Source organism: Collinsella sp. TF08-11AT, from assembly GCF_003437035.1.
Lineage (GTDB): Bacteria > Actinomycetota > Coriobacteriia > Coriobacteriales > Coriobacteriaceae > Collinsella.
This window is the reverse complement of sequence record NZ_QSRL01000004.1, coordinates 22944-35734: the sequence shown is the minus strand read 5'-3', so window position 1 is coordinate 35734 and position 12791 is coordinate 22944. Positions and strand designations below refer to the sequence as shown.

The 12791-nt window shown below is 59.7% G+C and carries 11 protein-coding genes; all 11 read left to right on the top strand.

Features of this window, described 5'->3' with window-relative positions; all coding sequences use genetic code 11:
- The 11 genes from DXC79_RS04000 to DXC79_RS03950 all read left to right on the top strand — a co-directional run bounded on the left by DXC79_RS04000 (position 1) and on the right by DXC79_RS03950 (position 12779).
- The gene (locus DXC79_RS04000; RefSeq protein WP_233502986.1) at positions 1-2778 is read left to right on the top strand and encodes a DNA translocase FtsK; all 2778 of its coding nucleotides are present in this window, start codon (positions 1-3) and stop codon (positions 2776-2778) included.
- Positions 2778-4289: a RodZ family helix-turn-helix domain-containing protein gene (locus DXC79_RS03995; RefSeq protein WP_117635245.1), complete on the top strand. Its 1512-nt coding sequence runs from the start codon at positions 2778-2780 to the stop codon at positions 4287-4289. The genes DXC79_RS04000 and DXC79_RS03995 overlap by 1 nt, the downstream gene beginning before the upstream one ends.
- 26 nt (positions 4290-4315) lie before the next feature.
- Complete coding sequence (locus DXC79_RS03990; protein ID WP_022094699.1) at positions 4316-4813, top strand: YajQ family cyclic di-GMP-binding protein; 498 nt, start codon at positions 4316-4318, stop codon at positions 4811-4813.
- A gap of 27 nt (positions 4814-4840) precedes the next feature.
- Entirely contained in the window at positions 4841-6190 is a 1350-nt protein-coding gene (gene rimO / locus DXC79_RS03985) for a 30S ribosomal protein S12 methylthiotransferase RimO (protein WP_117635244.1), read from the top strand.
- A gap of 99 nt (positions 6191-6289) precedes the next feature.
- On the top strand, positions 6290-6838 hold the full coding sequence (gene pgsA, locus DXC79_RS03980) for a CDP-diacylglycerol--glycerol-3-phosphate 3-phosphatidyltransferase (RefSeq protein ID WP_229071689.1): 549 nt from the start codon (positions 6290-6292) through the stop codon (positions 6836-6838).
- 12 nt (positions 6839-6850) lie between these two features.
- A complete protein-coding gene (locus tag DXC79_RS03975; protein WP_117635243.1) occupies positions 6851-7381 on the top strand; it encodes a CinA family protein in 531 nt (176 codons plus the stop codon).
- Between the two features lie 258 nt (positions 7382-7639).
- Positions 7640-8788 carry a recombinase RecA gene (gene recA / locus DXC79_RS03970; RefSeq protein WP_117635242.1) on the top strand — a complete coding sequence of 383 codons (1149 nt, stop codon included), beginning with the start codon at positions 7640-7642 and terminating at the stop codon, positions 8786-8788.
- Between the two features lie 11 nt (positions 8789-8799).
- On the top strand, positions 8800-9492 hold the full coding sequence (locus tag DXC79_RS03965) for a regulatory protein RecX (protein ID WP_117635241.1): 693 nt from the start codon (positions 8800-8802) through the stop codon (positions 9490-9492).
- A 257-nt stretch (positions 9493-9749) separates the two neighbouring features.
- Positions 9750-11300 (top strand): ribonuclease Y, encoded by a 1551-nt coding sequence (gene rny / locus DXC79_RS03960; protein WP_089573375.1) that lies wholly within the window; start codon positions 9750-9752, stop codon positions 11298-11300.
- A 1-nt stretch (position 11301) separates the two neighbouring features.
- Positions 11302-12387 (top strand): ATP-binding protein, encoded by a 1086-nt coding sequence (locus DXC79_RS03955; RefSeq protein ID WP_117635240.1) that lies wholly within the window; start codon positions 11302-11304, stop codon positions 12385-12387.
- A 74-nt stretch (positions 12388-12461) separates the two neighbouring features.
- Positions 12462-12779 (top strand): stage V sporulation protein S, encoded by a 318-nt coding sequence (locus DXC79_RS03950; protein ID WP_006235982.1) that lies wholly within the window; start codon positions 12462-12464, stop codon positions 12777-12779.
- Positions 12780-12791: the final 12 nt, after the last annotated feature.

The following is a 12791-nucleotide window of genomic DNA, read 5'->3' as shown; positions in this document are numbered from 1 at the left end:
TTGGCGCGCGGATCTGCACAAAACGCCAAAGGCAATAAAGCCAACAACCAACCGGCATCTGCTAAGGGTGCCGGTTCCCATCTGCGTGCCAATAAGGGCCATGAGGCAGACTTCGACGATTTTGAGCCCTTGGTCGAGCCTTCGGCCAATCGCGATATCGCCGGTGTGGTCATCGCCGTTTTGGCGATCGCGTCCTTCATTGCCGTGATCTCTCCGGCAACAGCGCCCGTGACGGCTGCGGTTGCCGGTTTCTACCACCTGGGCTTTGGCCTGGGCGCCTACGTGCTGCCGATCGTCATCTTGCTGTTTGCCGCCACGCTCTTTTTGGGTGAGGACTCGCCGCTCAACGTGCGCTCTGTCGCGGGCGGCGCCGTGGTCTTTATCGCCGTCGTCTCCATTCTTTCGCTGATGGTGCCGGGCACGAGCGATTCGTGCGACCTTATGTTTACGCCGCAGAACCTTTCCGTGTCGGGCGGCTACATTGGCGCCTTTATCGCAAGTGCCTTGCAAAACGCCCTGGGTAAACCTATCGCCATGGTTGTCTTGCTGGGGCTTGTCGTCGTTGGTTTGGTCATTATCGGCTTTTCGGTGGGTGGCGTTTTGCGCTCCGCACGCGATCGTGCGGCAGATTTTGCCGAACGCCGTCGTGCCGATGTCAACGCCAGCCCGTGGGGCGATGAAGAGGCCCTGTCTGTTCCCGGCGTCGCTCGTCCGCACCTGAGCATTCTGCGCCAGAAGGGGACTGACGCCGCGGTGACCACGGTCATGGGTGGCGATGTCGACCCGGTTTTGGATGATGACGAGGACGATGACCCGTTTGTCGACGTATCCGAGTCGGTTGAAGCCGAGCGAGCCAAGACCACGCTGTTGCCGCGCCGCCATGCCAAGAAGGGCAAGGTTGCGCCTAAGCTCAATACGAGTGAACCCGACCCGTCTTGGTCCGATAGCGAGATTGAGCTCACCGAGGGCGATGACGAGGACGATGAGGCTCCGATTGAGACCGCAAAGACAACTTTGCTGCCGCGTCGCCATGCAAAGCGCGGCCAGGTAACCGGCCAGCTTTCGATGGAAGACGACCCCGATAAGATCGACGAGTCCGAGCCGCCGTTTGCCGTGAATCCCGTCTCGGCCGCACCTCAGATTCCCGACTTCCTGAAGCATCCCAAGGTTGCCGATGCGCCTGCCACGAGTGCTATCGAATCGGCTGCGGCTCGTGATGGGGGAGTGGACGACGGCGCCGCAGATAACGAGGGCGAAGAAGAGGACGGCCTCAAGCTTCCGCCGCTCGAAATCCTGCATGCCAACCCGCAGTCGGCTTCCGCCGCGTCTTCGGACAAGGAGCTGGAGCAGACCGCTGAGTCACTGCAATCCACCTTGCTTGAGTTTGGCCGCAGTGCCCGCGTGGTCGGCTGGATCGCCGGCCCCACGGTGACGACCTTTAAACTGCAGCCCGGTGAGGGCGAGCGTGTGAGCAAAATCTCGAGCCTCGAGGACGATATCGCGCTTTCGCTCGCTGCCCAGTCGGTGCGTATCTTTGCCCCGATCCCCGGCACCTCGCTCGTGGGCATCGAGATTCCCAACCGCAAGCGCCAGAACGTCAATCTGGGCGACGTGCTGCCCTATGTGAAGGGCGGTCCGCTCGAGCTCGCCATCGGCCGCGACGCTGAGGGCACGCCGGTTGTCGCCGACCTCGCCAAGATGCCTCACCTGTTGATTGCCGGTACGACCGGTTCTGGTAAGTCGGTGATGATCAATTCCATCATCACGACCTTGCTCATGCGCGCCCTTCCCGAGGACGTTCGCCTGATCATGGTTGACCCCAAGCGCGTCGAGCTTGCGGGCTATAACGGCCTGCCGCATCTCTATGTGCCCGTGGTGACCGAGCCCAAGCAAGCCGCGAGCGCTCTGCAATGGGCCGTGTCCGAGATGGAGCGTCGCCTGAAGGTCTTCGAGCGTCTCAACGTGCGTAAGATCTCGACCTACAATGAAAAGCAGGCCGCCGGCGAGTTTGAGCATTACGACAACCCGCCGCAAAAGATGCCCTACCTGGTCATCATCATCGACGAGCTCTCTGACCTGATGATGGTCGCCGGTAAGGATGTCGAGGCCTCGATCGTGCGTATTGCACAGCTGGGCCGTGCCGCCGGTATTCACCTTATCGTTGCCACGCAGCGCCCCAGCTCCAACGTGGTGACGGGCCTCATCAAGGCCAACATCACCAACCGCATCGCCTTTAACGTCGCCACGGGCATCGACTCGCGCGTCATCATCGACCAGATGGGTGCCGAGAAGCTCACCGGTTTGGGCGACATGCTGTTCTCCAAGGTCGACTGGGGCAAGCCCCGCCGTATCCAGGGCTGCTTTGTCTCGGACGATGAAATCAACGAGATTGTCGAGTTCGTCAAGTCGCAAAGCGAGCCCGACTACCACGAGGAGATTCTGTCCGCCGTGGCGCCCGCTTCCATGTCCATGGCGGGTGGCGGCGGCATTGTCCGCACCGGAGTCGCCGAGCCGCAAGACGATGATCCGCTCATCTGGGAAGCCGCCCATATTGTGGTGGAATCGCAGCTGGGCTCCACATCTGGCCTGCAACGTCGTCTGAAGGTTGGCTATGCGCGCGCCGGGCGTATTATGGACATGCTGGAAGAAAAGGGTGTCGTCGGCCCGCCCGACGGTTCCAAGCCGCGCGAGGTCCTGTTGGACGAGGAGGGGCTTGCCGCGCTGGAATCTGTCGACGCCGAGATGGCACGTGAAGATCGTGAGTTTGGAGGATTCTGATGGCTGCACGCTTTGGTGACATGCTGCTCGAGCAGCGTCGCCGAATGGGCCTTTCCATTCAGCAGGTCGCCAACACCATCAAAATCAGGCCGCAGATCATCGAGTTTTTCGAGACCGGTAACTTTGCTTCGATGCCGCCGCGCGGCTATGCGCAGGGCATGATTTCGAGCTATGCTCGCTTTTTGGGCCTCAATCCACGCGAGGTCGTCAATGCCTACTTTGACGAGCTGATGGCATATGAGCGCGAGACGTCGCAGCAGGGCGGTCGTTTCCAGGACGCCGCCGGCTATGTCAATTCGCGTTCCTCGGTGGATAATGGGCGCTTCCTGATGGTTCAGGGTGGTCGTTCGACGCGTTATGGTCAGCGTCCGCAGCAGGCTGGCTATATTACCGAGACGGGGTCCAGTGAGGAAATCCGTTCTCAGCGCGATCGTTTCCGCAGCACGCCTATGCCCGACGATCGTGCGCTTCCCGCTGCCCGCGGTGTGGTGCGCGATCCCCGTGTCGGCTACGGAGATGGCGGCTATTCCGATCGTGGCTACCGTGGTGTCTCTGCCGGTCGTGCTCTCGGCGGCTATGCGGACGCCGATGCCACGCAGGTGACGCCGCGTCTTCGCTCTCAATCACAGCCGTATGGCCAGCGCTCTTCGGCTCCGCGTGCGGGCCAGCGTGGCTATCAAGGCCGCGGTGAACTTGCGCCCCGCTCGGGTCAGCGCAGCCTTCAGGGCCAGGGTGGCTATCTCGGCCGTTCCGACAGCAATCGTGGTCGTATGCCTCAGGGAGGCGGCTGCAGCAGTTCCAGTCGTGGACGCGGCGGTTCCCGTACTCCTCAAAACAACGGTCTCGATCCGCGTATCGTCTACGCCGGCATCGGTGCCGTGGCGTTGCTGCTGATCGTGCTCATCGTGGTACTTCTGCGCGGCTGCGCATCTTCGACGCCCGAGACCACGCCCGAGACGCCCACTGCTACCAAGACGACGCCCAAGAAGTCTTCTAAGAAGACCGAAACGGTCGACGAGGACGAAGACACCGATGAGGCGACGGATGAGTCGACCGATTCGGACGCCACCAAGACGACGGCTAAAAAGGAAGAAAACGAGGTAACGAAGGTCAAGGTCTCCGTTGCCAAGGGAAAGACCGCCTGGATTGAGGTCAAGGTCGATGGCAAGTCGGTCTATGGCGCCCAGGCGACTGGCCCCTTTGAGCAGGAGTACACGCCTGAGTCCTCGATCGAGATCACCACGTCCAAGCCTTCCGATGTCACCGTTACCAAGAACGGCGAAAAGGTCCGTTACGATACCAAGACCTCGGGCGTGGCGCGTGTGACGATCACCGTTCCCAAGAAGGAGACGACTGGTTCCGAGAATGGTGAAAGTTCTGATGGTACCGACACCACCGATGGTACCGACACCACCGACGGCACCGATGCCCAGTCCACGGATGGCGCCGATACCGCAACTGACGGCCAGACGTCCACCGATTCTACCGACTATTCGTACGATAGCTACTAAGTCGCTCGTACGCGAAAGGAAACATCATGGCTAAAGATTCCAGCTTCGACGTCGTGTCCGAGGTCAACATGCAAGAGGTCGACAACGCCTTCCAGCAAACCACGCGCGAGATTTCCCAGCGCTATGACCTGAAGGATTCCGGCGCCACGATCGAGCTTTCGAAGGGCGACAAGCTCTTTACGATCAACGCCCCGGCCGACTTTGTCTCCAAGCAGATTATCGACGTGCTGAGCTCCAAGCTCATCAAGCGCGGCATCGACCTCAAGGCTGTCTCGTGGGATGCTCCGCAGGCGGCATCGGGCGGCACCGTGCGCGTGCTCGGCCATATCGTCGAGGGTATCGACCAGGCGACCGCTAAGAAGATCAACAAGGACATCAAGGACCAAAAGCTCAAGGTCAAGGTGACTATCGAGGCCGACAAGCTGCGTGTTTCCTCTGCTTCGAAGGACGCGTTGCAGACCGTGATCCAGTTCCTGCGCGACCAGGACTACGGCCAGCCGCTGCAGTTCACCAACTACCGCTAATATCATTCGAAAGGACTGCTCTCCAACATGGATACACCGTTGGGCTCCGTGCTCTACATCACCCTCGGGTGCGCTAAGAACGAGGTTGACACCGACCGCATGCGTTCTCTTTTGACCGCCGCGGGCTACGAGGAGGCATTCGACCCACAGGATGCCGATATCGCCATCGTCAATACATGCTCGTTCCTCGCCTCCGCAACGTCCGAGAGCATCGAGACCACGCTCGAGCTCGCCAACGAGGTTCAGGACGGCGTTCGTTCTTGTCCCATCGTCATGTGCGGCTGTGTGCCGTCGCGCTATGGCGACGACCTGCCCGATGAACTGCCCGAGGTCGCTGCCTTTGTGAAGGCCGACGAGGAGGACGGCATCGTGGCGGTCATCGATGGCGTGCTGGGTGTCGAGCGTGAGATCGCTGCCTATATTCCGCAAGTCAAGCGCACTGTCGAGGGCGCCGTTGCTTACGTCAAGATTTCCGATGGCTGCAACCGCTTCTGCAGCTTCTGCATGATCCCCTATATTCGCGGTCGCTATCATTCGCGCAATGCCGAGAGCATTATCTCCGAGGTGCGCGACCTGGTTGCCGGCGGTGTGCGCGAGATCGTGCTGATCGGCCAGGACACGGGTATTTGGGGCACCGACTTTGCCGACGAAGACGTCACCGATGGCTCGCCGCGCAATCTGGCGCAGCTGCTGCGCGCCGTCGCCGAGGCCGTGCGTCCGCAGAACGTCTGGGTCCGTGTGCTCTACCTGCAGCCCGAGGGCATGACTGACGAGCTCATTGAGACCATTCGTGATACGCCCGAGGTGCTGCCCTATATCGATATCCCCGTGCAGCACTGCGACGCGCGCATCCTCAAGGCTATGCGCCGTTCTGGTTCGCGCCAGGAGCTCGAGGCCCTGTTCCGCGATCTGCGTGAGCGCATCCCCGGCATCGTGATTCGTTCCACGGCCATGGTCGGCTTCCCGACCGAGACCGACGACGAGTTCCGCGACCTTATCGACTTTATGGACACCGTCGGCTTCGACTACACGAGCGTCTTTGCCTACTCGCAGGAGGAGGGCAGCCTGGCCGCCAAGATGGAGGGCCAGGTCGACGAAGAGGTCAAGCTCGAGCGCGCCCAGGAGGCCATGGACCTGGTCGAGTCGCTCGGTTTTGCTGCAACTGCCGCACATGTGGGCGAGCGCGCCCAGGTGATTGTCGACGGTATCGAAGAGACCGAGGACGGCGCCGAGCTGATCGGACATGCCTGGTTCCAGGCGCCTGATTCCGATGGCGCGGTGCATCTGGATGCCAGCGAGGCATCTGTGGGCGATATTCTGACGGTCGAGTTTACCGATAGCTTCTGCTATGAGCTTATCGGCCATGTTGTGGAGTAGGAGAGCGTCGTGGCAAACGAGAGCAATAAGGAACTGACGAGTGTTTGGACGCCCGCCAACATCGTGACGTGCGTTCGCATCGTCTTTATCCCGGTGTTCATGATCGTGTCGGCGCTTTCTCACACGAGTGTTGCCGGTACAGATTGGAGCACCTTCGACGGCCCGCTCGCCGCCGCTGCCTTCATTCTGTACGTCATCCTGTCGTGCACCGATAAGGTTGACGGCTACCTGGCGCGCTCGCGCAACGAGATTACCGACTTCGGTAAATTCTTGGACCCCATCGCCGACAAGCTGCTCGTATTCTCGGCCCTGCTGCTATTCTTGGACTTTGGTGCCGTGTCGGTTTGGTCCGTGTTCATCATCTTGTTCCGCGAGCTGCTGGTAAGCGCCCTGCGCATGGTTGCGAGTGCCGCCGGCGTTGTCGTTGCGGCCGATAAGCTCGGCAAGTACAAGACGGCGACCACGATGGTCTCCATCTGCGGTTACCTGTGCGTCTTTGCGATGGCCGGCTTGCACCTTGGCCCGCTGGCGCTGACGCTCGGCATCTACTCGGTGTCGCGTTTCCTGTACGCCGTTGCCGTTGTCCTGACCGTTATCTCGGGCGCCCAGTACTTCTGGAACTGCCGCAAGATCGTCTTTTCGGTCTAGGTCCTAGTGGGTATGACGGACTCTTTTGAGCAGATTTCCGCACATAACGAGGAGCTGGCGCGCGATATTGTCGAGCGCGCGAGCGCTCGGGGCGTGACGGTTTCGACGGCTGAGTCGCTGACAGCAGGTATGATCGCCTCGACGATTGCCGATATCCCGGGCGCCTCGGCGGTGCTGCGTGGCGGTGCGGTGACCTACTGCGATGAGATCAAGCATCGCGTTTTGGGTGTTGATCAGGAGACGCTCGACCGCTATACCGCGGTGTCGCATCAGACCGCGCGCGAGATGGCGGCGGGTTCGCTGGAGCTATACCAGAGCGATATTGCAGTGAGCGCAACGGGTTATGCCGGCCCCGGTGGCGGCACTGAGGACGATCCGGCTGGCACTTTCTATATTGGCTGGGCGTATCGCGCGGCTGATGGGGAAGTGCCGGTCGCGGACTCTGTGCGCTGCCACTATGAGGGCGACCGTTCGTGTGTTCGTGCCCATGCGGTCGCGGAGGCATTGGGACGCATTGCCCTTGTGCTCAACTCTATGGAATAGACGTGTTTTCAGGGGCCTTAGGGCCCCCTTAATTGTGGAGATAGAGACCCCTGACGAATTTAGCGTTTGCGCTGGTTATAGGTGTATTCTTGCCTTCCTTGTTCTTATTCGGCCCTTTGTGGTCAAGCATTTGGTCAGTGTTTGGTCGGCGTTTGGTTGGGTTTTGGAAAGACTGCCTGCATATGATTGGCCTGAACGGTTGACCACGAACAGCCGTTCGTTTATTATCGATGCAGGTTGTTAAGAGGAGGGCTATTCATGGCCAAGAATTCAGGTCCCGTACGTACCGTTCATGCACCCACGACGGGTAAAGAGCGCGAAGAGATGATCGCCACCACCAAGGCCGAGATCGAGAAGAAGTTCGGTCAAGGCTCCATCATGAGGTATGGTGACGGCGGCCCCGAGCTTGAGGTTGAGGCCATCCCCACGGGCGCTCTGGCACTCGATGCCGCTCTGGGTATCGGCGGTGTGCCGCGCGGCCGTATCGTCGAGATTTACGGTCCTGAGTCCTCCGGTAAGACGACGCTTTCGCTCGAGATCCTGGCCGAAGCCCAGGCAATGGGTGGCGTGGTGGCATTTATCGATGCCGAGCACGCGCTCGATCCCGCGTATGCCGCGCGCATTGGCGTGGATATCGACGAGGTACTGATTTCCCAGCCTGATACGGGTGAGCAGGCGCTCGAGATTGTTGACATGCTCGTGCGTTCCGGCGCCATCGATGCCATCGTCGTCGACTCCGTCGCCGCGCTGACCCCGCGTGCCGAGATCGAGGGAGAGATCGGCGATACCACGGTCGGTTTGCAAGCTCGTCTGATGAGTCAGGCGCTCCGCAAGCTCGCCGGCTCGCTGTCCAAGTCCAACACGACATGCATCTTCATTAACCAGCTGCGAGAGAAGATCGGCGTTATGTTCGGCAACCCCGAGACTACGACGGGCGGCCGCGCCCTTAAGTTCTTCTCTTCGGTGCGTATCGACATTCGCCGCATCGACAGCATTAAGCTTAAGGATGAGGTTATCGGTAACCGCGTGCGCGCCAAGGTCGTTAAGAACAAGGTGGCAGCTCCGTTCCGTTCTGCTGAGTTCGACATCATGTACGGTACGGGCATCTCTAAGGAGGGCTCGATTCTGGACATGGCTGTCGAGTGCGGCATTTGCAAGAAGATGGGCTCCTGGTTTGCCTATGGCGAGGACAAGCTCGGCAACGGTCGCGAGGCCGCCAAGGCGTTCCTGCGCGAACACCCCGATTGCGCCGACGAGATTGAGCATAAGGTCCGCCTTGCCTGCGGGCTTGAGTTTGATGACGATGCTCCGTCCGAGGTCGAACTGACCGATCAGCCTGCGCCTGAGGAGTTTGACGAGCTTTACGCCATCGATGGTTCCGCCATGCTCGATGATGACGACGAGTAGCGGTTACGCTCATGTCGTATACGGTAACCGAGGCCACGGTCGTCTTTCCCGATAAGAAGGCGGCCTCCTCGTTCTCGAGCGGGTATGCGTCCAAAAAGCCTTGCGCACATATCGATTGTGAGCTTGAGGGCGGTTTTGAGCGGTCCATTTGGATTCCCGTGCGGGTCGCGCGCCTGTATGTCAAAAATCGCCCCGATCTTCCCTGTGATTGGGATAACTTTTGTGAAGCGGTGCAGCTCATCGAGCGTAAATGTGCACTTACCATGGTGACCGAGATGCTATCGCGACGCGACCATGCGACGGGTGAGGTCCGTGACAAGTTGGCACGCTACGGCTTTCACCAGTCCGCGATCGATTTCGCCGTCGAGCGCGCCACCGAGTATCGCTTTTTAGACGAGAACCGCTTTTGCTCGTACTTTATCGAGGAACGCAAGCGGCGCGGTTGGGGACAGCGTAAAATCGAGACCGAGCTCAAGCGCCGTCATGTCGTGCTCGATGACATTCCCGGTTATCCCGAGGATTATTTTGCCGTCGAAGACGATTTGGCGCGTGCGTCAGCCCTGCTCGCCAAGCGGCGTGTTCCAGAGACGCGCGGATTCGAAAAACTGGTTCGGTTTTTGATGGGCAAGGGCTTCTCGTATCACATCGCCGCCGATGCCGTTAAGGCACGTCTCGATGCCGAACGTGAGGAATGTGCGGTTTAGGCGTATGCGTTTTGTGGCCCTGCCGTTCACCGCGTTTTAGCCGCCGTGTTGGGGGCATTTATTTGACAGTTGTTGTGGTTCAACGTACGATAAACAGCGTCATTTGCTTTGTGATATGTGCTCATCTGTGATGAGTTTGTTTATATGTTTATCTGTATCCGACCCGCATAAGCTGCGCCCATATTACTCAAATGTCGCGAGCCGTTCGTAAGGACGGTTCGCTTTGTTGTGTAACGAATCCATAAAAAGGAGTGAGCATGCCTATCATCGCAGCGCTCGTTGGCATCGTTTTGGGTGCCATCGCCGCCATTGCCTACATGCGCACCGCCAAGCAGGGTAGTCTTCACGAGGCCGACGAAAAAATCCAGTCGGCACACGCACAGGCTGAGTCCCTGATCGGTGATGCTAAGCGTCAGGCCGAGACCCTCAAAAAAGAGGCTCTACTCGAGGCTAAAGAGGAGATCATCAAGAACAAGCAGGCCGCCGAGGCCGAGGACAAGCAGCGTAAGAACGAGATTCGTACGCTCGAGAACCGCGTGATGCAGCGCGAGGAATCCCTCGATCGCCGCAACGACGCTCTCGACAAGCGCGAGCATCAGCTGTCCAGCCAGGCCGGTCAGGTCGAGAAGCGCTCCCGTGAGCTCGAGGAGCTCTGCGCAAAGCAGACCTCCGAGCTCGAGCGTATCGCCGACCTTACCCGCGAGGACGCCCACAAGGAGCTCCTCGATAAGGTTCGCGGCGAGGTCACCCACGAGGCCGCCACGATCATTCGCGAGTCCGAGCAGCAGGTTCGCGCCGAGTGCCACAAGACCGCCCAGGAGATTCTGTCTCTGGCGATTCAGCGCTGCGCTGCCGACCACACTGCCGAGGTCACCGTTACCTCCGTGCACATTCCCTCTGATGACCTCAAGGGCCGTATCATCGGTCGCGAGGGTCGCAACATCCGGACCTTCGAGCAGGTTTCCGGCGTCAACCTTGTGATCGATGACACGCCCGAGACAGTCGTTCTTTCGAGCTTCGACCCGGTCCGTCGTGAGACCGCCCGTGTCGCCCTCGAGAACCTAATCGCCGACGGCCGCATTCACCCTGCCCGTATCGAGGAGATGTATCACAAGGCCGCCGACCTGGTTCAGCAGCGCGTGCGCGAGGCTGGCGAGCAGGCTGCCTTCGATACCGGCATCCACGATCTGCACCCCGAGATCGTCAAGACCCTTGGTGCCCTGCGCTACCGTACCTCGTTTGGTCAGAACGTGCTTCAGCATTCCCTCGAGGTCTCTGATCTGTGCGGCGTGATGGCTTCCGAGCTTGGCCTGGACGTTGTGACCGCCAAGCGCGCCGGCCTGCTTCATGACCTGGGCAAGGCAATCGACCACGACGTCGAGGGCCCGCATGCCGTCATCGGCGCCGAGCTCGCCCGCCGTTATGGCGAGAAGCCCGTTATCGTCCACGCTATTGAGGCTCACCATGCCGATGTCGACCCCAACACGGTGCTCGATGTCCTGGTGCAGGCCGCCGATGCTGTCTCTGCCTCTCGCCCCGGTGCCCGTCGCGAGTCTGCCGAGAACTACATCAAGCGTCTTGAGAAGCTCGAGGAGATCGCCAACTCCCATGACGGCGTCGAACGTACCTATGCCATGCAGGCCGGTCGCGAGGTCCACGTCATGGTCCAGCCGGACAAGATCTCCGATGCCCAGTCCACGGTTCTGGCTCACGATATCGCCCATCAGATCGAGGAAGAGATGGAGTATCCCGGTCAGGTGCGCGTCGTCGTGATTCGCGAGAGCCGCGCTGTCGATATCGCTAAATAACATGAGCGACGCGAACGAGCTCATCTCATTTATCGCGTCGATGTCGGGGGAGGGCAACCTTCGCGTCGAGGAGAACCTTGGCGAGGGGTATGTCCGCCTCCGCGTTTCGGAGGCCGAGCGGCGCCAGGCTAAGCACGACATTCAGCATGTCGAGGACATCGTCATCGAAATGCTCCGTAATGCTCGCGATGCCGGCGCCGACAAGGTCTATCTCGCCACGACCAAGGAAGATGGCGTCCGCACGCTTGTCTTTCTGGATAACGGTTCTGGCGTTCCGCAGGATATGCAAGAGCGAATCTTTGATGCCCGCGTTACCTCCAAGCTCGAGAGCATGAAGATGGACCGTTGGGGCGTTCACGGTCGTGGCATGGCATTGTTTTCGATTAAGCAGAACGCCGACGAGGCCCGTGTGGTCACGTCCGGCGTCGATCTTGGTTCAGCCTTCAAGGTGAGCGTTGCGGCCGACCGCCTCAGTGAGCGTGCCGATCAGTCAAGCTGGCCCCAGGCCGTCAAGGATGAGGACGGACGTTATGTCTGCGCTCGCGGTCCACATAATATTATTCGCGCTGCTTGTGAGTTTGCGCTCGAGGAGTTGCGTGGTTGCGATGTCTATCTCGGTTCTCCGTCTGAGATTGCCGCGACCCTTTATGCTCAAGCGTCAAGTCGGCTCGATACGTCTCGTCTCCTGTTCATTGATGACGAGAGCGAGCTTCCGGTTGTCGATCGTTTAGGCCTTGCTTCTGATGCCGAGGACTTTATCCGTATTTGTTCGGGTTTGGGTCTTGAGATGTCCGAGCGCACGGCCCATCGCATTTTGGCAGGGCAGATTAAGCCCGTTCGCGGTGTGACCGCGCGTCTGCTGCGCGAGCGTGATTCGTCCTCGCATGCGCCGGCTCCTGTCGATCTCGCGAAGGATCGTCGCGGGCTACGTATTGCCAAGGATGACATGGCACAGTTTTCGCGCGCTGTGGAACGCGACTTTAATGACCTTGCCGCCCGGTACTATCTCAACCTTTGCGGCGACCCAAAGATCCGTGTTTCGCGTGATCGAATCACCGTGACCTTTGATCTTGCCAAAGAGGAATAGTGCCTTTACCGAGTCCACTCGGTACGATACAGTTATTGCAGTTAAAACGTACTTTTAAATGCAGGAGTTTCTTCATGGATTGCCTGAAGGTATCAAGCAAATCATCGCCCGCGTCCGTTGCCGGCGCCATCGCCGGCATGGTCAAGGATGGCGTGCCCGTCAACATCCAGTGTGTCGGCGCCGGTGCCGTCAACCAGGCCATTAAGGCCGTTGCTATCGCGCGCGGTTTTTTGATTCCAACCGGTTTTGATATTTCCTGCGCGCCCGTGTTCTCCGACATCCTCATTAACGGGGAGTCGCGCACGGCCATCCGCCTTTCTATCTACGTTCACCAGATCAATCGAGCTGCTATGGATAACGTCGTCATGGATGATGTTAAGCCTGTGGCATAGCTTCTGCTTGCC